The organism is Streptomyces caniferus (genome assembly GCF_009811555.1).
Classification (GTDB): domain Bacteria; phylum Actinomycetota; class Actinomycetes; order Streptomycetales; family Streptomycetaceae; genus Streptomyces; species Streptomyces caniferus.
Window position 1 is genome coordinate 1,704,942 of the sequence record NZ_BLIN01000005.1, and the last position, 19,273, is coordinate 1,724,214.

Below are 19,273 nucleotides of genomic sequence, written 5' to 3' on the forward strand. Positions count from 1 at the left end.
CCGTCATCACCGCGGATCGAAGTCGGCGGCGGACTGCTCGTCGAAGATCCGCATGGCTTCCGCCGTCACCGGGCCCGGACCGTCGGGGAGTTGGCGGCGGTCGATACGGGTCACGGCCTGGACGTCGCGCAGGGTGGAGGTCAGGAAGATCTCCTCGGCGCGCTCCAGGGCGTCCAGCGGCAGATCGGTCTCCTTGGCACCCGCCCAGCCGATGGTCAGGGCACGGGTGATGCCCGCCAGGCAGCCGGAGTGCAGCGGAGGCGTGTGCAGTTCGCCGTCCAGGACGACGAAGACGTTGGAACCGGTGCCCTCACAGAGCGCTCCGACGGTGTTGGCGAACAGCGCCTCGGAGGCGTCCCGTTCACGGGCGCGGGCCAGGGCGACGACGTTCTCGCCGTACGACGTGGTCTTCAGACCGGTGAGCGCCCCGCGTTCGTTACGGGTCCACGGGACGGTGACGGCGGCGGTGGTGTCGGGCCGGCGCTGGGTCTCGGAGAGCGCGATGACCAGCGTGGGGCCGGCGTCGCCGCGGTCCGAGCCGAGCGGTGAGACACCGCCGGTGTAGGTGAGGCGCAGCCGCCCCAGGGCCATCGGGTTGGCGTCGATGACCGCCGCGCAGCCGCGCCGCACCTCGTCGAGGTCGGGGTCGGGCAGCCCCAGTCCGCGGGCGGAGGTGGTCAGGCGCTCCAGATGGCGGGTGAGGGCGAAGGCGCGGCCGCGTTCGGCCTTGATGGTCTCGAAGACTCCGTCGCCGACCGTCAGCCCGTGGTCGAAGACCGAGACCCGGGCATCCTCGGCGTCCTGCAGACCCCCGTTGAGCCAGATCTTCATCGCTTACCTCCACTCGCCTCGTGCAGGCCCGACGCTACCGCGAGCAGCCTGCGCGCCTTCAACTCGGTCTCGGCCCACTCCCGCTCCGGATCGGAGTCCCAGATGATCCCGGCGCCGGCGCCGAAGCGGAGCACGGGGCCGCCGGGCAGGGTGCGGTCGATCCAGAACGTACGGATGCCCACCGCGAGCTCGCCGGTGCGGCGGTCCGCATCGACCCAGCCGATGCCTCCGCAGTACGGGCCGCGGGGCGCGGTCTCCAGCTCGTCGATGATCCGCAGTGCGCTGGACTTGGGGGCGCCGGTCACCGACCCGGGCGGGAAGGTGGCGCCCAGCAGATCCGCCCAGGCCGTCTTCTCGTTCGCCGCGTCCAGTTCCCCGCGCACAGTGGAGACGAGGTGGACCAGGCCGGGGTGCTCTTCGACGGCGCACAGTGCAGGGACGGTGACGCTGCCGGTGGCACAGACCCGGCCGAGATCGTTGCGGACCAGGTCCACGATCATCACGTTCTCCGCCCGGTCCTTCGCCGAGAGGTCCGCCGCGGTCCGGCCGGTGCCCTTGATGGGGCCGGACGAGACGACCCGGTCGTCGCGCCGCAGATACAGCTCCGGGGAGGCACTGGCGATCTCCACGCCATGGCCGGGGAGCCGGATCGTGCCCGCGTGCGGCGCCGGGTTGCCCCGGGCCAGCACCGCGGACAGGGCGTCCACGTCGGCACGGCCGGGGTCGGGCAGCGGCGCGGTCAGCACCCGGCAGAGGTTCACCTGGTAGACGTCGCCGGCCGCGATGTGTTCACGGATGCGCCGCACACCACCGGTATAGGCGTCCCGGTCCAGCGAGCTGTTCCAGGCGCCGGGCACGGGGCCGTGCCAGCCGTCGGGGGCGGGACCGTCCGCCGCGGTGGCCGGCCGTACGTCGCCGAAGCGGGCGCAGACCACCGCGCCCTCGAAATCGGCGGCCACGGCCCACCAGCCCGTGGAGTCCAGAGCCGCGGGATCGCTGGTCACATCCAGCAGGTCGGTGGCTATCAGGCCGCCGAAGCGTGCCATCGGAGCGAAGTCGTGCACGTCAGCGAGTCTATGGCGACGGCCCGGCCCCTGCCTGTGCCGAGCGAGGAGCGCAGCACGCTGCACAAACGCGTTTTTGTACTGGCCCCGGAATCCGCTAGAGTTCAACACGTCGCCGGGACACGCAAGCGCCCCGGAGGCCGAGTAGCTCCCGGACGTAGTCTGGGAGAGACACCTGCGGACGTAGCTCAGTTGGTAGAGCACCACCTTGCCAAGGTGGATGTCGCGAGTTCGAGTCTCGTCGTCCGCTCGATGTGGGGGATCTTCCCGAACCCCCTCACTCCTGGTGGAGTGGCCGAGAGGCGAGGCAACGGCCTGCAAAGCCGTCTACACGGGTTCAAATCCCGTCTCCACCTCCAAGGACGATTAGCTCAGCGGGAGAGCGCTTCCCTGACACGGAAGAGGTCACTGGTTCAATCCCAGTATCGTCCACTGGATCCCCTGGAAACGGGGTATCCGTCCCGCGCGATTAGCTCAGCGGGAGAGCGCTTCCCTGACACGGAAGAGGTCACTGGTTCAATCCCAGTATCGCGCACGCAGCTGCGGATCTTCGTGATCCGCGGTCCCGCGGACGATTAGCTCAGCGGGAGAGCGCTTCCCTGACACGGAAGAGGTCACTGGTTCAATCCCAGTATCGTCCACACCTGGTACCGAGGGCCGGAGCATTCGCTCCGGCCCTCGGTCGTGGTGCGGGAAGCGCTCGGTCAGGACGAGAAGAGCATGTGACCGAAGCTGCGGTGGTGATGGCCGTGGTGTCCATGGTGACCGTGGTGGCCCTGGTGCGGGGCGCCCCAGGCGGGGGCTGCCGGGTAGGCCTGCGGGGCGGGCGGCGGCGGGGCCTGCTGGGACCACTGTGACTCGAGACGGGTCAGCGCCTCCAGCTCCCCGTAGTCCAGGAAGATCCCCCGGCAGCCGGCGCACTGCTCTATCTGGACGCCGTTGCGCTGGTATGTCTGCATCGGCGCATGGCACTTGGGGCACTGCATCGTCGGCTCAACTCCTGTCGTCCGTCACGGTTCACCGGGGTGCCTGCCAAACGGCCTCCCGGCAGCGAGGTGTTCACCCTACGTCCGGGCGGGCGGGCGCCAACTGGTCCGGCAGGGACGTCATCCGGGCGCAGGCGCCGACGACCGCTTCCTCGGCCTCGTCAAGCGGCCGGGAGGCGGTGGCGGCCTTGGCGACGGCGAGCGCGGCGGTCTGCACGGTCAGGGCGCGGGCCGGGATCTCCAGCTCGGGCCAGGGGTCGCCGGACGGCCGGACGGCGGGGCCGCCGGCGGCACGGTAGGCGGCGAGGAAGCGCATCCAGAGGTCCGGGGCGAGCAGGCCGGTGGCGAACCACGCGGCCGGGCGGGCCAGGTCCCAGGCGCCGTCGCCCGTGCCGAGGTCGTCGATGTCGATGAGGAGCCAGGGGCCGTCGGTCGCCGGGTGGCGGACGAGCTGGCCCAGGTGCAGATCGCCGTGGCAGAGGGTGGCGGCGCGCGGCGGCGGGGCGGCGTCCCTGGCCCATGGCGGCAGCAGGGCCCAGGCTCGCTCGACGGCCGCGGCGGCCGCGGGCAGCGAGTCCGCGCCGGACCGGGGTGCGGGCCGTGGGCCGTCGGCGGGGGCCAGGGCGGTGCGCAGGCGGGCCAGGGCGCGGGCGGCCTTGGCGGGGCCACGCATCGGCGGTACGGGGCCGGGCAGTTGGCGCGGGTCGACGGCGTGGAGGCGGGCCAGCAGGCGGGCGGCGTCCTCCCAGGGCGCGGCGTCGGGCTCGTCGGCCGGGACCGGGCCGCCGTACGGCCAGCGGGTGAGCGCGCGGCCGTCGTCGGTGAAGGCGAGGAAGCCGTCGGGGGCGGTGACCGGGAGCGGGGGGAGCAGGATGCCGTGCAGGAGGGGGTGGGCGGCGATCCGCAGCCGAGCGGCCAGGTCGTGCGGGTCGGCGTCGGGGGCGTGCGCCTTGGCGACCGTGCGGCCGCTGCGGACGACCGTGCCGTCGGGGCGGTCGGCGAGCACCTCGGGAGCGGGGGCCGGTGCGCCTCGCCGGGCCGTCGGGGCGGACAGGGCGGCCAGGCGGCCGAGGAGTGAGGCGGTCATCTTTCCCCCGAATCCTGCGCGAGCCGGCGGCGCCGTGGCTGGTGGTGCGCGCTGTGGGCGGCCCGGAGGGGATCGTACGCGCGGTGCGGGCGGGCCGGGCAGGGCAGCGGCCGGGAAAGCTCGAAGGCCGGGCATCTCCCCAGATGCCCGGCCGTCGTGCCGTCCGCCGCACCCCCGTCCCCACGGGGCTTTCAGCCGGAGGTCCCGTCCCGGGCCGCTCTCCCGGGACCGGGGCGCCGCTCAGCGCCCCAGCATTCCGACCACGGACGACGCCTGTGTCATGACGGCCTCCCAGCCGCCGAAGACCACGGCGAGAACGATCGCCAGCGGCAGCACCATGGCCACCGCGACGAGGGGGTGGCGAGTGCCGGACGGCTGTCGGCCGCCGAGCGCTGCGGCGACCCGCCGACCCTGCGCCCGAAGGGCCGTCCGCCCTGAGAACTCCGCCATCGTCCCGCTCCCGTCGTGACTGGGGCGGCGGGCGTCTGACCTCGGGGGACGAGTGCTGCGCCCGCCGCTTGGAAACAACCCTAGGCACCCGGCGGGCGGCGGGCGTCATGCCGTCGTACCGATTGGTCGGCCTCCAGGAGGATGACGGGTCCGCGCCCCGTCTACTCCCCTGGGTGGAGAGACGGCCCCGCCCCTTGGGGATCTCCCCCAAGGGGGACCGCTGTGCTTCCTCGGCCCGCGCACTCCTGAGGGTGACCTCGCTCACGTCGGCCGCTCCCCCGCGCACCGTGATCCCGCCCCGCGGACCGCCGCGCCCACCCTCGCTTTTCGCCCCTTGCCCGCATCCCCGGCATCCGGTGCCAACCATCCCTGATCCCCCTTCATCCCGCCAATCCCCCTTCAACGGCGGATCATTGGGCCCCCGGGGCGGAAGCCGGGACGCCCGGGGCCGGTTTTCCCGTCCCCGCCGCGGCAATCGCACCCGCCACCGGCAATCCGGCCGCCGACGCATGCGCGGCCTCTGCGCACAGCGAGCCGTCAATCCGTAAGCTGTGCCACGTCAGACGGTTGGCAGCGGAGGGGGCTCCCCACCGCAGGTAGGGGACGGACATGGCGATGATGCGGCTCCGACGCGAGGACCCGCGTGTCGTCGGGACGTTCCGGCTGCACCGCCGGCTCGGCGCGGGCGGGATGGGCGTGGTCTATCTCGGCTCGGACAAGCGCGGGCAGCGGGTGGCCCTCAAGGTGATCCGGCCGGACCTGGCGGAGGATCAGGAATTCCGCTCGCGGTTCGCGCGGGAGGTCTCGGCCGCCCGGCGGATCCGCGGCGGCTGTACGGCGCGGCTGGTGGCCGCCGATCTCGATGCGGACCGCCCGTGGTTCGCCACCCAGTACGTCCCGGGGCCCTCGCTGCACGACAAGGTCAACGAGGAGGGGCCGCTGTCGCCCGCGCAGGTCGCCTCCGTCGGCGCCGCGCTCTCCGAGGGCCTGCTGGCCGTCCACGACGCGGGCGTCGTGCACCGTGACCTGAAGCCGTCCAACATCCTGCTGTCGCCCAAGGGCCCGCGGATCATCGACTTCGGCATCGCCTGGGCGACCGGTGCCAGCACCCTGACCCACGTCGGCACGGCCGTCGGCTCGCCGGGCTTCCTGGCGCCGGAGCAGGTGCGCGGGGCCGCGGTGACACCGGCGACGGACATCTTCGCGCTGGGCGCCACCCTCGCGTACGCCTGTACCGCGGACTCCCCCTTCGGGCAGGGAAGTTCGGAGGTCATGCTCTACCGCGTGGTCCACGAAGAGGCACAGCTCGCCGGGGTGCCGGACGCGTTGGCGCCGCTGCTCGCCTCGTGCCTGGCCAAGGATCCGGCGGACCGGCCCAGCACCCTGTCGCTGTCGCTGCGCCTCAAGGAGATCGCGGCCCGTGAGGCACACGGGCCGTCCGACGGACCGCTGGAGAACGGTGCGGGTGCCGGGGCCGGTTGGGAGCGGGGCGAGCGCCGTCCCGCGGACCGGCCGACCGGGCGGCGGGCCGAGGAGTACGCCCGCCAGCAGACCGAGCGACGGACGGGCGGCGGCTCCGCGCCGCGTCCGCACCCGTCCCGCCCCCCTGCTCCGCGGGACCCGGCGCCCCGGCCGTCCGGTCCGGCCTCGGCCGCGGGGAGGAATCCCCGGAAGACCGGCGGCCGCACGGCGCGACGCGTCCCGGCCGCCGGGCCGCCGGGGCGCAACGGCATGCGCACCCCGGTGCGTACGACGTCGGGCGGGCGGCGGCCCGGCCCCGACCGGCGGCTGCTGCGCCAGCGCGTCATCGTGTTCGTGGTGGTGACCCTGCTGGTGGCGCTCGGGATCGCGGCGGCTCAGGGATGCCAGGGGCCGGCCACCCACGGACTGGGTGTGGAGCGGCCGGTGCACCTCGGCGCGTCCGGAGGCGGGCACGCACCGGCGGCAGGACCGTCCTGACGGTCCGCCCGGCCGGTCAGGACCGCGGCCGGCCCGTCGCCACCGCGTAGAACGCCACCGCTGCGGCCGCCCCGACGTTGAGCGAGTCCACGCCGTGCGCCATCGGGATACGGACCCATTCGTCCGCGGCCCGCAGTGCGCCGGTGCTCAGGCCGCCGCCCTCCGCGCCCAGCATCAGGGCGGCGCGCTCCAGGCCGTGCACCCCGGCTGCGTCGATGTCCGTGGCCTTCTCGGCCGGGGTGAGGGCGAGCAGCTTGAAGCCCGCTTCCCGTACGGCGGCCAGGTCCCGGGGCCAGCTCTCCAGGCGGGCGTACGGCACGGAGAACACCGCGCCCATGGAGACCTTCACCGAGCGGCGGTAGAGCGGATCGGCGCAGTCCGGGGAGAGCAGCACGGCGTCCATGCCGAGGGCCGCCGCGCTGCGGAAGATCGCACCGATGTTGGTGTGGTCGTTGACCGCTTCCATGACGACGATGCGCCGGGTCCCGGCCAGGAGTTCGGTGGCGTCCGGCAGCGGCTTGCGCTGCATGGAGGCCAACGCGCCACGGTGCACGTGGTAGCCCGTCACCCGCTCGGCGAGGCCGGGGCTGACGGCGTAGACCGGCGCCGGGACCTCGTCGATCACATCGCGCATGACGTCGACCCACTTGGCCGAGAGCAGCATGGAGCGCATCGCGTAGCCGGCGTGCCGGGCGCGCCGGATGACCTTCTCGCCCTCGGCGATGAAGAGCCCTTCCGCGGGCTCGCGCCGGCGCCGCAGCTCGACGTCGGTCAGGCCGGTGTAGTCGGCCAGCCGCGGGTCGTCCGGGTCGTCGACGGTGATGATTTCTGCCACGGGGAGAGAGTGCCTTGTCGGTGTCGGGGATCCCAGGCCGCGTGCGGGATCGGTTACGTGTGGGCGGGAGCGGCCGCGACGGCGACGACGTCGCCGACGACGATGACGGCCGGGGGACGCACGCCCTCGGCGCGTACCGTCTCGCCGAGGGTCGCGAGGGTGGCGTCGACCCGGCGCTGGGCGGCGGTGGTCCCCTCCTGGATGACGGCCGCCGGGGTCTGTGCGGCGCGGCCGTGCTCGATCAGCTTGGCGGCGATGGCGCCGCTGTTCTCGACGCCCATCAGGACCACGAGGGTGCCGCGCAGCTTGGCCAGCGCGGGCCAGTCCACGAGCGAACGCTCGTCGTCGGGGGCGACATGGCCGCTGACGACGGTGAACTCGTGGGCGACCCCGCGGTGGGTGACCGGGATGCCGGCGGCGCCGGGCACGGAGATGGTGCTGGAGATGCCCGGGACGACCGTGCAGGGGATGCCGGCCTCGGCGAGCGCCTGGGCCTCCTCCATGCCGCGGCCGAAGACGAACGGGTCGCCCCCCTTGAGCCGGACCACGGCCTTGCCGGCCTTGGCGTGCTCGATCAGCGCGTTGTTGATGGCCTCCTGGGCCATGAACCGCCCGTAGGGGATCTTCGCGGCGTCGATGACCTCGACGTGCGGCGGGAGTTCGGCGAGCAGGTCGCGGGGGCCGAGCCGGTCGGCGATCACGACGTCCGCCTCGGCGAGCAGCCGGCGGCCGCGCACGGTGATCAGGTCGGGGTCGCCGGGGCCGCCGCCGACCAGCGCCACGCCCGGGGTGTGCGGGCGGCGGTGGTGCGGGGCGGCGATGCTGCCGTCGCGCAGGCCCTCGACGATCGCGTCGCGCACGGCGGCGGAGCGGCGCGGGTCGCGGCCGGTGAGCACGGCCACGGTGACGCCCTCGCTGCGGCCGGTGGCCGGGGTCCAGGCGGTGGCCGCCTCGGCGTCGTCGGAGCGTACGCACCACACCCGGCGGTCCTCGGCCTCCTGGGACGCGGCGGCGTTGGCCTCCGGGTCGTCGGTCGAGATCAGGGCGTACCAGGCGCCGGCGAGGTCGCCGTCCTGGTAGCGGCGGCGCTCCCAGCGGATCTCCCCGGCATCGGCCATCGCCTCGACGGAGGGGGTGGCGGACGGGGAGATCAGCAGGACATCGGCGCCCGCGGCGACGAGGGACGGGAGCCGGCGCTGGGCGACCTGTCCGGCGCCCAGGACGACCACCCGGCGGCCGGACAGCCGCAGTCCGACGGGGTAGGCGGCGTGTTCGGCGGCGTGCTCAGCCATGGCGGTACGGCTCCTTGTGCGGATGATGCGAATGCGGCGGCCGGCTCAGCCGCTGCGGCGCCGGAGCGGCTGGTGAAGGGGGGTACGGCCCTGGGACGGTACGGCCCCGGCCCACAGCCTATGGGGCTGCGGGCCGGGGGTCATGCGGAGGTCGGGGCCTGATCAGGTCTTCTCCGTCACTCCGGCGGAGTCGAAGGTGGCGACCTCGTGCATGGCGCGGGCGGCGCTCTGCACCACGGGCAGCGCGAGCAGCGCACCGGTGCCCTCGCCCAGCCGCAGATCGAGGTCGACCAACGGGCGCAGGCCCAGCTTGTTCAGGGCCGCGACGTGGCCCGGCTCGGCACTGCGGTGGCCGGCGATGCAGGCGGCCAGCGCCTCGGGGGCGATGGCACGGGCCACCAGGGCGGCGGCGCCCGCGCTGACCCCGTCGAGGATCACCGGCGTACGCAGCGAGGCGCCGCCGAGGATCAGTCCGACGAGGGCGGCGTGCTCCAAGCCGCCGATGGCGGCGAGGACGCCGATGGGGTCGGCCGGATCGGGCTGGTGGAGCTCCAGGGCACGGCGGACGACGTCGACCTTGCGGGCGTGCGTCTCGTCGTTGATGCCGGTGCCGCGGCCGGTGACCTCGACCGGGTCGACGCCGGTGTAGACCGAGATCAGCGCGGCGGAGGTGGTGGTGTTGGCGATGCCCATCTCGCCCGTGAGCAGCGCCTTGTTGCCGGCCGCGACGAGGTCGCGGGCGGTGTCGATACCGACCTCGATCGCCTTGAGCACGTCCTCCTGGGTCATCGCCGGGCCCGCCGTGAAGTCGGCGGTGCCGGCGCGGACCTTGCGGGGCAGCAGACCCGGGGTGGCGGGCAGGTCGCCCGCGACACCGACGTCCACGACGCAGACCTCGGCGCCGACCTGGTTGGCGAAGGCGTTGCAGACCGCGCCGCCGCCCAGGAAGTTGGCGACCATCTGGCCGGTGACCTCCTGGGGCCAGGGGGTCACGCCCTGGGCGTGCACACCGTGGTCACCGGCGAAGATCGCGACGGCGGCCGGCTCCGGGATGGGCGGCGGGCACTTGCGGGACAGCCCGGACAGCTGCGCGGAGATGATCTCCAGCATGCCCAGCGCCCCGGCGGGCTTGGTCATCCGCTTCTGCCGCTCCCAGGCCTCGCCGAGCGCCTTGGCGTCCAGCGGGCGGATGCCCTGCAGGGTCTCCTGGAGCAGGTCGTGCGGGCTCTCGCCGGGCAGCGCGCGCCGGCCGTAGGTCTCCTCGTGGACGACCCAGGACAGCGGGCGGCGCTTGGACCAGCCGGCCTGCAGCAGCTCGGGCTCCTCCGGGAACTCGTCGACGTAGCCGATGCACAGGTACGCGACGACCTCGAGGTGCTCGGGCAGGCCCAGTTCGCGGACCATCTCCCGCTCGTCGAAGAAGCTCACCCAGCCGACGCCCAGGCCCTCGGCGCGGGCGGCGAGCCAGAGGTTCTCGACGGCGAGCGCGGAGGAGTACGGGGCCATCTGGGGCTGGGTGTGCCGGCCGAGGGTGTGCCGGCCGCCGCGGGTGGAGTCGGCGGTGACCACGATGTTCACCGGCGTCTCGAGGATGGCCTCGATCTTCAGCTCGCGGAACTGCTTGGCGCGCGCCTTGGGCAGCGACTTGGCGTAGGCCTCCCGCTGCGCCGTCGCGAGCTGGTGCATCTTCTCGCGGGTCTCGTCCGAGCGGATGACGACGAAGTCCCAGGGCTGGGAGTGGCCGACGCTGGGGGCGGTGTGGGCCGCCTCCAGGACGCGCAGCAGCACCTCGTTGGGGATCGGGTCGCCGCGGAAGCCGTTGCGGATGTCGCGGCGCTCGCGCATCACGCGGTGCACGGCGGCGCGCTCGGAGTCGTCGTACCCGGCGGCCGGGGACGTCAGATCGGCCGCGTCGCCCTCGTCGGGCGCGACGTCGGAGCCGTCGGCCGCGGCGTCGGGCTGCGAACCGTCCGCCGGCGGCTGGTCGTCGCCGAGCTGGACGAGTTCGGCGACGACCTGCTGCTGGGGCGCCTCGTCGGCGGGGGCGTCGGGCGCGGGGACGCCGTCGGGCGCCGGGCCGGCCGTCGAGGGCTCCGCGGCCGCGGCACGCGGGGCCCGGTCGTCGGCGGGGGACGGCTCGCCGGAGGCCTGGGCCGGGATGTGGACGGCCACGGGCGGGGCGTCGGCGGGCAGGTCCGCGGGGGCGTCGGGCTCGACGGGCTCCGCGGCCTCCGTGGGTGCGTCGGTCTCCGCGGGCTCGGCGGGCGTCGTCGCGGCGGCGGGGTCGCTGTCCGGGGTCGCCTCGGGCGTCGGGGCGTCCGGCTCGTCGGGCTGGTCGGGGGCTTCGGGGCCGTCCGTCGCGGGCTGCTCCTCGACGGCGGCGTCCGCGCCCTGCGGGGCGGCCTCCGGTGCGGGCGCCTCCGCGGTGGTCTGCTGCCCGGCGGCGTCCACGGGGCCACCCGGCTGCGGCTGTCCGGCGGCCGGTTCCTGCGCCTCGGGCGGCTCTATGACCGCCTGCTCCGTGACGGGCTGCTCCACGGGCGCGCCGTTCTCGGTGACGGGCAGGGCGACGGGGCCCTGGGGGGCAGCCACGGGGGCCGGGGCGGCGGCGGGCTCGGTGACGGGGGCGTCGGTACCGGCCTCGGGCGCGACGGGCTCGGGCGCGACGGCCTCGGGCTGCGGCTGGGGCTCGTCGACGGCGGGGGCCGGGTCGGCAGGCTGCTCGTCCTGAGCGGTCGGGGCCGGGGCGGTGGTGGCGTCGGCCGCCTGCGCGACGGCGGGCTCCTCGGCCGGACCGGCGGCTTCGGCCGGGGCGGGGGCCGCGGCGGCGGGCTGCGCCTCCGGGGCGGCTACGGCTTCGGCGGGCGGGCCCTGTTCCGCGGGCTGCTGCGGGACGTCGGCGGCGACCGCCTCGGTCTGCTCGGCGGCCGCAGCGGCGTCGTCCGCCGCGGGCACCTCCTGCGCGGCGGCATCCGCCACGGGGGCCTCCGCCGCGGCGTCGTTCACCACAGGGGCATCCGGCACAGCGGCCTCGGCTTCGGTCGCTCCGGCCGTCTCGACCGCCTCGGCCGTTCCGTCCTGACCGGGCGCTGCCTCGTGCGGCAGTGCCTCCGCGGTCATGTCCTGCGGCTGCGCCGGTGCCTCTGCCCCGGCCGGCGCGTCCTGCGCGGCATCGGTGGCGTCCGCGACGACGGCCGCGCCGTCACCGGCCTCCGCCGCGCCCTCGGGCGGCAGCGGCATCGGCTGCGGGTGCTCGGCGAGCGGCTGTTCGGCGAGCGGCGCCGCGTCCGGCAGGACGGCCGGCGCGGCCTCGGCGACGGGTACGGCCGGCGCCTCGGGGGCGACCGTTTCTGCAAGCGGGGCCGACGCCGCGGCCTGGGCCGAGGCCTCCTGCCACGACGGCACCTGCGAGGGGATCTCGCCGAGCTGCGGGCCGGGCAACGGTCCCTGGCCCGCGGCCCCATAGGTCTGCTCGGCGGACAACTGCCCACCGTAGGGCTGCTCCGCGTAGGGCTGACCGTACGACGGCGCTGCGAAGGCCTGCTCGGCCGGGGCCGCCGCTCCGAAGGACTGGTCGGGGTACGGGAGGCCCGCATCGGCCGGCGGCTGCTCGCCGACGGTGGCCTCGGGGGCTCCCGCCGGGGCGTCGAAGTATTCGGGGCCGCCGGTGGGCGGTCCCGCGTGCCGTGCGGCGGACTGCGCGGGGGCCTCGGCCGGTCCGCGGTCGGCGAGCGAACGGACCACTCCGCCGGTCGCGTCGGGGACGGGCGGGCCCATGTGCAGCGGACGCCGCTGGGGCGTGGCGGGCGCCGCGGCGCGGGCCTGCTGCTGCGGTGCGGCGGGCTGCGGGATACGGACGGCGCTGAGGTCGACGGAGCCGGAGTCCCGGCCGCCGCTCTCATGGTCGCCGGCCTGGGCGGGCATCGGCTCGAAGCCGGTGGCCGCCGGTGCGGCCGCGTCGAACGGTGCGCCCTGCTGGGGGTGCTGGTCCTGGTGGGTCTCCTGCGGCTGCGGGAGCGGCTGGTGCGCGGGCTGCTCGCTCCAGGCGCCCTGGGCACCGGGCATCAGCAGCAGGTCGTCGTCCTCGACGACGCCGTCGGGCTGGTCGGCGTAGGGGTATTCGCCAGGAGGGGGCACCAGGCCCGGCAGCTCCGTCGGTCCGGCGTCAGCAGGGGAGGGAGCGGCCGCCGGTTGCGGCTGCCCGGGATGTCCGCCTGCGTTCTCCGGCTGTCCCTCGCCCGGGACCTGGCCGGTGTCGGTCATGCGTACCCCTCGCCCATTGGTAGTGCTCCTTCCAACCGCTCGTGCGACGCGCTCGACCGGGGCGCGCCGACGCCCCGATAGCTAGAACGAGCGAGCACGCCTCGCGGCACGTCCGCTCTCCAGAGCTTCATATTCGGCCAAAACCACGGCATTTTCCGGATATTGGCGTACGAAGCCGAATGCGGAACGGCGGCGCAACGATCCGCCAGCCTACCTCGCGCGGGTTGCCGTGCTGGTCATGGGTGAGGAACGCGATAGCCGCTCAGCAAAAACACCACGGACCGCTCCCGTTCGACCCAGACGGAGGTGTCCAGGTCCACGGACTGCAGCAGCGCGCACTCGACTTCGTAGCCGCCGTCGGCCAGTGCCCGGCCCAGCGCTTCGGCCTCGTCGCGGGTGGCGGCGTGGGTGACGATCCGTTCGGGGCGGCGGGCCGCGCAAGCGGTGACGACCTCCGCTCCCCCGGCGCCGACCCGGATCACATCGGGCTCGGGGAGGTCGTCCAGGATCTGCGGTGCGCGCCCGCGCACGACCTGGAGTTGGACGCCGTGGCGGCGGGCGAGGGCGGCGGCGCGTCCGCAGGCGTCCGGGTCGGCGTCCACCGCGATGACGGCGGCGCCGAAGCGCGCGGCCTCCACCGCGGCGGCACCGCTGCCCGCGCCGATGTCCCAGACCAGGTCGCCCACCTGCGGTCCGAGACGGGCGAGTTGTGCGGTCCGCAACTGGACGGACTCCCCCTCACCCAGGGCACCGCCGTAGGCGCCGGCCGGAAGTCCCCAGCCGCGCGCGCCCGTCGGATGACCCACCTCGCGGCCGGCGATCCAGCCAGTTCCCTGGGCCGCGGCGCCGGCGGGCGAACCGCCGACGACAATCACGACATTGGGGTCACGCCAGACATGGTCGGCGACCTTGTCGGATGTGAGGACAGTCACCCGCTCGCGATCGGTGCCCAGATCCTCGCAGATCACGAAGGTGCGGTGGACGCCGCCGAGCAGCAGGGCGAGTTCGGCGGGTCCGGCGCCGGGCGAGGTGAGCACCGCGACCTTGGTGTGGGCGCGGCAGACGTTCACCGCGCGGCGCAGGTCGCGACTGTGGGCGACGACGACCTGGGCGTCGTCCCAGGGCATACCGGCCCGCGCGAAGGCGGCCGCGACGGAGGAGACGGCCGGCACCACTTCGACTTCCAGGCCGTGCTCGGGTGCCCGCAGGGTGCGTACGACACCGAAGAACCCGGGGTCGCCGTCGGCGAGCACGACGGCGGTGCCGCGGTGCTGGGCGATGCGGCGGGCGGCCAGGGACACACTGCCGAGCCGGATCCGCTCGGCGTTCGGCGGGACTTCGGGCAGTGCGAGGTGGTGGGCGGCGCCGGCCACCAGCGTGGCGGCGCCGAGGGCGGAGCGGGCGGCGGCGGTCAGCGCGGAGCCGTCCCATCCGATCACCGTGACCCGGTCGGCCATGCTCGTCAGTCTCCTGGGGCTGCTGTGGTTACGCGCGCGGGGGCGGCAGGGGGCCGGCTGCGGGCGGCCGCGGGCCGGTGGGGGTGCCGCTGTGGTGCGCCGGTCCGCGCGGGTCGCGCAGGTGCGCGGCAGGCCGAGGGTACCCCGAGAGGATCGGGCCGGAGCGCGGGCCCGGGTCAGTTCCACTCGGGGTAGGGGAATCCGTTCGCGTCCGCCGGCGGGCCGGGGATCCCGTCGAGGTCCTCGGGCAGCAGGCTCCACACGATCAGATCGGTGCGGATGTCGGCCCAGCCGCCGTCCTCGGTGCGGCTGCGGGCTATGAAGGCATTGCGCAGCACGCCCTCGCTGATGCAGCCGATCTTCTGGGCGACCTGCTGGGAGGCGGTGTTGCCGGCGGCGGTGCGCAGCTCGATGCGTTCGAACTTCTGGTCGTGGAAGAGCCAGTGGGCCACGGCGAGCGAGGCCTCGGAGGCATACCCCTCACCGCGGGCCCAGGAGGCGACGACATAACTGAGCTCGCTGGAGCGGATCCGCCAGTCGGTGTGGCGCAGTTGCGCGACACCGACCAGGCGCTGGGTGAGGAACTCGGTGATCGCGAAGTCGATGCCGTGGCCCGAGACCCGTTCGGCGGGGGCGCTCTCGAGGGCCCAGGCGCGCGCGGCGTCCTCGGTGTACGGCTGGGGTATCGCGGTCCAGGCGGCGACCAGCTCGTCGTTCATCATCGCGGTGAGGGCCGGGACGTCGGCCTCCTCGAAAGGGCGCAGCACCAACCGGTCCGTGCTGATGGAAATATCCGGAAAGGTCGATGTCATGCCGCTGCTCCCACGCCGTTGACTGTGGTGTTCCGGAACGTCGCGGGCTGTGAGACCGCGAGGTCACGGGCCGTCTTGACCGTCTTGAATGCACCAGCATGCAGCATCGGCGCGCGGGTGTGCCACGCGCGTGGGCCCCGGCCGCGCGCAGCGCGGGTCCGGGGCCCGGTGACGGCGCGTACGGCGGGCCACCCTCGGGTGACCTGCGCACGGACGACCGCACGTCCACACCCGCGCACCCCCGAAGGGGGGTGCGCGGCGGGGAAAAACGTTCAGGACAGGGGAACGGCGTCCGGACGGCAGGGAGACGTCAGGACAGTCGCCCGCATCAGCTCTTGGCGGGGCCGAAGGCCGGGATGACCGAGCCGTCCGTGTACTTGTCCTGGATGAACTTCTTGACCTCGGGGGAGTTCAGGAGCTTGGCCAGCTTCTTGATCCGCGGGTCGTTCTCGTTGCCCTTCTTGACCGCGAGGAAGTTGGCGTAGGGGTTGCCCTTCGCCTTCTCCAGGGCAAGCGCGTCGGTGGAGGGCTTGAGGTGGGCGCCGATGGCGAAGTTGCCGTTGATGATCGCGGCGTCGACGTCGTCGATGCGCGGCGCGGTCTGGGCGGCCTCCAGCTCCGTGATCTTGATGCCCTTGTCGTCCTTGACGTCCGTCAGCTTGGCGTCGGAGCCGACACCGGGCTTGAGGGTGATCACGCCGTTGTCGGCGAGCAGCTTGAGCGCCCGGCCCTCGTTGGAGGGGTCGTTGGGGACCGAGACGGTGCTGCCGGACTTGAGCTGGGAGAGCTTGTCGATCTTCTTGGAGTAGACGCCCAGCGGCTCGATGAGCACGTTCTGGACGGGCACGATGTGCGTGCCGTTCTCCTTGTTGAAGGTGTCGAGGAACGGCTTGTGCTGGAAGAAGTTGGCGTCGACCTGGCCGTCGTCGGTGACCTTGTTGGGGATCTTGTAGTCGTTGAACGGCTTGACGACCAGCTTGAGGCCCGCCTTCGCCGCCAGCTTGTTCTTGACGAAGTCGAGAATGGCGCCGTGGGGGGTGGGGCTCGCGGCGACGACGAGCGGGGCGTTCTTGTCACCCTTGTCGCTGGCGGTGGTGTCGGAGGGGGCGCTGCAGGCGCTCGCGCCGAGGGCGACGGCGGAGGCGGCGGCTATGGCGACGGAGATCTTGACGGTGTTGCGCACGAAGAGTGCCTCTTTCTTGTTCACGCACAGGGGTTCATGTGCGGTGTCCGCCCGGCAAAGGGTCCGGGCTCTCGGGTCGGAGCGGGTGGCTCCGGGTTCAGGCGGCTTCGGTGACGGCGGGCGGCTCCTCGGTGCGGGCGCGGCGCAGGCCGACACGCAGGGAGGAGGCACGGGTGCCGCGCTGGGCAAGCCGGCGCACGAGGCGGTCGCCGAGCACCTGGACGAGGGTGACCAGGAGGATCAGCTCCACCACGGTGGCGATCATCAGCGGGGTCTCGTACTGCTGATAGCCGTAGGTGTAGGCGAGGTCGCCCAGCCCGCCGCCGCCGACCGCGCCGGCGATGGCGGAGTAGCCGATCAGCTGGATGACCAGGGTGGTGACGCCCGCGATCAGTGCGGGCAGCGCCTGCGGGAGCAGCACCTTGAAGACGATGGTCCAGGTGCCGCCGCCCATGGCGTGGGCGGCCTCGACCAGGCCGTGGTCGACCTCGCGCAGGGCCGCTTCCACCAGCCGGGCGAAGAACGGGATGGCGGCGAGCGCGAGCGGGACCACCGCGCCGGTCGGACCGATGGACACGCCGACGAGGAACCGGGTGAAGGGGATCAGCACCACGATCAGGATCAGGAACGGGAAGGACCGTCCGATGTTCACGATCGCGCCGAGCACCTTGTTCACGACGACGTTCTGCAGGACGGCGCCGCGGTGGGTCAGGTGCAGCAGCACGCCGAGCGGGATGCCCAGGAGCACCGCGTAGAACCCCGACCACCACACCATGAAGAGGGTGTCGAGCGTGCGGTCGTACAGCAGCGGCTGCATCTCGTTCCAGGTCACTTGGCGCCTTCCTTCTGCAGCGTGGCGGCGGGCTCCGGGGTGGCCGGCGCTTCGGCGGGTTCGGCGGCGGTCGCCGCGGCGCCGGAGTCGACGTCCGCGACGTCCACCTGTAGTCCCTGCTCCCGCAGGAAGCCGATGGGCACGACGTTCTCCTCGAAGCGGCCGGGCAGCTCGATGCGCATCCGGCCGACCTGCTTGCCGCCGACGGTGTCCATGGCGGCGCCGAGGATCGAGATGTCGACGTTGTAGGTGCGCGACAGCTCGGAGATCACCGGGCGGGTGGCGGCGGAGCCGTGGAAGGTGATGTCGACGACGGTGCGGTCGTCTGCGGAGGGCTCGCCGCCGACCGGGAACAGCTCCCGGGCCAGCTCGGAGCCGGGGGTGGCGAGCAGCTCGGCGACGGTGCCCTGCTCGACGACGCGGCCGTTCTTCATCAGGGCGGCCGAGTCGCAGATCGTCTTGACCACGTCCATCTCGTGCGTGATGAGCACGATCGTCAGGCCCAGCTTGCGGTTGAGGTCGCGCAGCAGCTGGAGGATGGAGCGGGTGGTCTCCGGGTCCAGGGCGCTGGTGGCCTCGTCGGAGAGCAGCACCTTGGGGTCGCCGGCGAGCGCGCGGGCGATGCCGACGCGCTGCTTCTGTCCGCCCGAGAGCTGGGCGGGGTAGGCCTTGGCCTTGTCGGCGAGGCCCACCAGCTCCAGCAGCTCCAGCGCCTTGCGGGAGCGCTCACGGCGGTCGACCTTGAGGATCTCCAGCGGCAGCTCGACGTTGTCCTGGACGGTGCGCGAGGACAGCAGGTTGAAGTGCTGGAAGACCATGCCGATGTGGCTGCGGGCGGCGCGCAGTCCGGCACTGGCCCGCTTGCCGCGCCCGGCGATGGACGTCAGCTCCTGGCCGGCGACGGTGACCGTGCCGGAGGTGGGGCGCTCCAGGAGGTTGAGGCAGCGGATGAGGGTGGATTTACCGGCGCCGCTCTGGCCGATGACGCCGTACACCTCGCCCTCGCGAACGTGCAGATCGACGCCGTCCAGGGCGGTGACTTCGCGGTCTCCGGAACGGTAGACCTTGGTCAGGCCCGTTGTGGTGATCACTAGGGAATTCCGTCACTGTCGAGTGCTCGGCGGCTCGCCCGCCGGGCACGGGGCATTCTTGCGAGTGCGGCAGAGGGGAACAGGGAGCGGCGGCGGGCGCGGGGCCCGGCTCCGGGTTCCGGTGACGCGGGGCGGCCGTGGCCGTCGGGTGTCCGACGTACGGCACATGGCAACGGGTCTCGCTTCGGGGCGCGAGGCTCAGGCGGGGGCCCTCAGCGGTCACACATTCGACACATGCAACGAGCACCGGGCGTCAGGTACGCCTCGGTCGCAGGGGTGCGGCTGCTCGTCGTGGTCATGGCGGCAAGTAAACCAGACAGCCGTGCGGGCCGATCAAGCCAGTCCGTATAGCGGACACGCCTGACCGACCCGTGGACAACGCCCTATCCGACGACGGTGATCTCCACCGCCCCGCCCGTGGCCTGGGCGGATACCGCCGAGAGGTCGGGGACCACCACGTCCGCCGACAGCTCCTCGGCCCGGTGCGTTGTGGTCAACGCCACGGTCACCATGCCGGCCGCGCGGCCGGCCGTCAGTCCGGCCGGCGCGTCCTCGAAGACCACACAGCGGGCCGGGTCCACCCCGAGCCGCTCGGCGGCGAGCAGGAACGGCTCCGGGTCCGGCTTGCCCCGCCTGATGTCATCGGCGGCTATCAGGGTCTTGGTGCGGATGCCGGCCTCGTCGAGCCGGGCCTCGGCCAGCCGCCGGGTGGCCGAGGTCACCACGGCCCACCGCTCGGCGGGCAGGCTCTCCAGCAGGGCCAGGGTGCCGGGCAGCGCCACGACTCCCCCGGCGACGTCCTCGACCTCCAGGTGCTCGATCCGGGCCACCGCCTCGGGCACCCGGCCGGCGGGCAGCAGATCGGCGACGATCTCCGCCGCCGGGCGGCCGTGCAGCTGGATCTCGGCGAAGGCCTGCTCGGTGATGCCGTACTCCTTCGCCCACCGGGTCCAGCAGCGGCGGACGGACTCCAGGGAGGAGATCAAGGTGCCGTCGTTGTCGAAAAGGAGCGCATCAGCGGTGATCTTCATACTGCACGAGCGTACGGGCCACGGTGGGGCCGACGACGGCCGCCCGCCCGGGGCCGATTAGCATCGCCCCATGCCCCACAACCCCATGGCGCGCAGCCAC

15 protein-coding genes and 5 tRNA genes are annotated in these 19,273 nt (G+C 73.8%); 6 read left to right on the forward strand and 14 right to left on the reverse strand.

Annotated features, from left to right (window positions below; genetic code table 11):
• Positions 1–6 precede the first annotated feature (6 nt).
• Positions 7–831, reverse strand: a complete 825-nt coding sequence (locus tag Scani_RS24105; RefSeq protein WP_159479777.1) for an aminotransferase class IV — start codon at positions 829–831, stop codon at positions 7–9.
• Positions 828–1,895 carry a chorismate-binding protein gene (locus Scani_RS24110; RefSeq protein WP_159479779.1) on the reverse strand — a complete coding sequence of 356 codons (1,068 nt, stop codon included), beginning with the start codon at positions 1,893–1,895 and terminating at the stop codon, positions 828–830. The genes Scani_RS24105 and Scani_RS24110 overlap by 4 nt, the downstream gene beginning before the upstream one ends.
• 177 nt (positions 1,896–2,072) lie before the next feature.
• On the opposite strand from Scani_RS24110, the gene Scani_RS24115 reads away from it, so the two are divergent.
• The 5 genes from Scani_RS24115 (at position 2,073) to Scani_RS24135 (ending at position 2,536) form a co-directional block, all read left to right on the forward strand.
• Positions 2,073–2,145 (forward strand) — tRNA-Gly (locus tag Scani_RS24115).
• 35 nt (positions 2,146–2,180) lie between these two features.
• Positions 2,181–2,254, forward strand: a tRNA-Cys gene (locus Scani_RS24120).
• Position 2,255: 1 nt separating this feature from the next.
• Positions 2,256–2,327, forward strand: a tRNA-Val gene (locus Scani_RS24125).
• 31 nt (positions 2,328–2,358) lie between these two features.
• A tRNA-Val gene (locus Scani_RS24130) sits at positions 2,359–2,430 on the forward strand.
• 34 nt (positions 2,431–2,464) lie between these two features.
• Positions 2,465–2,536 (forward strand) — tRNA-Val (locus tag Scani_RS24135).
• A 63-nt stretch (positions 2,537–2,599) separates the two neighbouring features.
• On the opposite strand, the gene Scani_RS24140 is transcribed toward Scani_RS24135, so the two are convergent.
• From Scani_RS24140 to Scani_RS24150, 3 genes are all read right to left on the reverse strand, one after another.
• Positions 2,600–2,881, reverse strand: coding sequence for a TFIIB-type zinc ribbon-containing protein (locus Scani_RS24140; protein WP_159479781.1), 282 nt, complete (start codon positions 2,879–2,881; stop codon positions 2,600–2,602).
• A gap of 73 nt (positions 2,882–2,954) precedes the next feature.
• Positions 2,955–3,968 (reverse strand): phosphotransferase family protein, encoded by a 1,014-nt coding sequence (locus tag Scani_RS24145; RefSeq protein WP_159479783.1) that lies wholly within the window; start codon positions 3,966–3,968, stop codon positions 2,955–2,957.
• 240 nt (positions 3,969–4,208) lie between these two features.
• Positions 4,209–4,418 carry a hypothetical protein gene (locus tag Scani_RS24150; protein WP_159479785.1) on the reverse strand — a complete coding sequence of 70 codons (210 nt, stop codon included), beginning with the start codon at positions 4,416–4,418 and terminating at the stop codon, positions 4,209–4,211.
• Positions 4,419–5,027: 609 nt separating this feature from the next.
• Between Scani_RS24150 and Scani_RS24155 the strand changes: the two genes are divergently transcribed.
• Entirely contained in the window at positions 5,028–6,377 is a 1,350-nt protein-coding gene (locus Scani_RS24155) for a serine/threonine-protein kinase (RefSeq protein ID WP_159479787.1), read from the forward strand.
• Between the two features lie 16 nt (positions 6,378–6,393).
• On the opposite strand, the gene Scani_RS24160 is transcribed toward Scani_RS24155, so the two are convergent.
• From Scani_RS24160 to Scani_RS24200, 9 genes are all read right to left on the reverse strand, one after another.
• Positions 6,394–7,212, reverse strand: coding sequence for a TrmH family RNA methyltransferase (locus tag Scani_RS24160; RefSeq protein WP_159479789.1), 819 nt, complete (start codon positions 7,210–7,212; stop codon positions 6,394–6,396).
• Between the two features lie 53 nt (positions 7,213–7,265).
• Positions 7,266–8,504: a uroporphyrinogen-III C-methyltransferase gene (cobA, locus tag Scani_RS24165; RefSeq protein ID WP_159479791.1), complete on the reverse strand. Its 1,239-nt coding sequence runs from the start codon at positions 8,502–8,504 to the stop codon at positions 7,266–7,268.
• 162 nt (positions 8,505–8,666) lie between these two features.
• Entirely contained in the window at positions 8,667–12,767 is a 4,101-nt protein-coding gene (gene cobT / locus Scani_RS24170; RefSeq protein ID WP_159479793.1) for a nicotinate-nucleotide--dimethylbenzimidazole phosphoribosyltransferase, read from the reverse strand.
• 236 nt (positions 12,768–13,003) lie between these two features.
• The gene (gene cbiE, locus Scani_RS24175) at positions 13,004–14,224 is read right to left on the reverse strand and encodes a precorrin-6y C5,15-methyltransferase (decarboxylating) subunit CbiE (protein ID WP_159479795.1); all 1,221 of its coding nucleotides are present in this window, start codon (positions 14,222–14,224) and stop codon (positions 13,004–13,006) included.
• Between the two features lie 176 nt (positions 14,225–14,400).
• Positions 14,401–15,036 carry a GNAT family N-acetyltransferase gene (locus Scani_RS24180; protein ID WP_159479797.1) on the reverse strand — a complete coding sequence of 212 codons (636 nt, stop codon included), beginning with the start codon at positions 15,034–15,036 and terminating at the stop codon, positions 14,401–14,403.
• 328 nt (positions 15,037–15,364) lie between these two features.
• On the reverse strand, positions 15,365–16,243 hold the full coding sequence (locus Scani_RS24185) for a MetQ/NlpA family ABC transporter substrate-binding protein (RefSeq protein WP_246296131.1): 879 nt from the start codon (positions 16,241–16,243) through the stop codon (positions 15,365–15,367).
• A gap of 73 nt (positions 16,244–16,316) precedes the next feature.
• Positions 16,317–17,051 carry a methionine ABC transporter permease gene (locus Scani_RS24190; RefSeq protein ID WP_159479799.1) on the reverse strand — a complete coding sequence of 245 codons (735 nt, stop codon included), beginning with the start codon at positions 17,049–17,051 and terminating at the stop codon, positions 16,317–16,319.
• Positions 17,048–18,142, reverse strand: a complete 1,095-nt coding sequence (locus tag Scani_RS24195) for a methionine ABC transporter ATP-binding protein (protein ID WP_159479801.1) — start codon at positions 18,140–18,142, stop codon at positions 17,048–17,050. Before Scani_RS24195 ends, Scani_RS24190 begins: the two co-directional genes overlap by 4 nt.
• Positions 18,143–18,525: 383 nt before the next feature.
• Positions 18,526–19,173 carry an HAD family hydrolase gene (locus tag Scani_RS24200; protein ID WP_159479803.1) on the reverse strand — a complete coding sequence of 216 codons (648 nt, stop codon included), beginning with the start codon at positions 19,171–19,173 and terminating at the stop codon, positions 18,526–18,528.
• Positions 19,174–19,273: the final 100 nt, after the last annotated feature.

Excerpts from the sequence above, each read along its gene's own strand:
- Scani_RS24105 (WP_159479777.1), bottom strand. The coding sequence starts at position 831 with ATGAAGATCTGGCTCAACGGGGGTCTGCAGGACGCCGAGGATGCCCGG.
- Scani_RS24140 (WP_159479781.1), bottom strand. The coding sequence starts at position 2,881 with ATGCAGTGCCCCAAGTGCCATGCGCCGATGCAGACATACCAGCGCAAC.
- Scani_RS24145 (WP_159479783.1), bottom strand. The coding sequence starts at position 3,968 with ATGACCGCCTCACTCCTCGGCCGCCTGGCCGCCCTGTCCGCCCCGACG.
- Scani_RS24150 (WP_159479785.1), bottom strand. The coding sequence starts at position 4,418 with ATGGCGGAGTTCTCAGGGCGGACGGCCCTTCGGGCGCAGGGTCGGCGG.
- Scani_RS24155 (WP_159479787.1), top strand. The coding sequence starts at position 5,028 with ATGGCGATGATGCGGCTCCGACGCGAGGACCCGCGTGTCGTCGGGACG.
- cobA (WP_159479791.1), bottom strand. The coding sequence starts at position 8,504 with ATGGCTGAGCACGCCGCCGAACACGCCGCCTACCCCGTCGGACTGCGG.
- cobT (WP_159479793.1), bottom strand. The coding sequence starts at position 12,767 with ATGACCGACACCGGCCAGGTCCCGGGCGAGGGACAGCCGGAGAACGCA.
- cbiE (WP_159479795.1), bottom strand. The coding sequence starts at position 14,224 with ATGGCCGACCGGGTCACGGTGATCGGATGGGACGGCTCCGCGCTGACC.
- Scani_RS24180 (WP_159479797.1), bottom strand. The coding sequence starts at position 15,036 with ATGACATCGACCTTTCCGGATATTTCCATCAGCACGGACCGGTTGGTG.
- Scani_RS24200 (WP_159479803.1), bottom strand. The coding sequence starts at position 19,173 with ATGAAGATCACCGCTGATGCGCTCCTTTTCGACAACGACGGCACCTTG.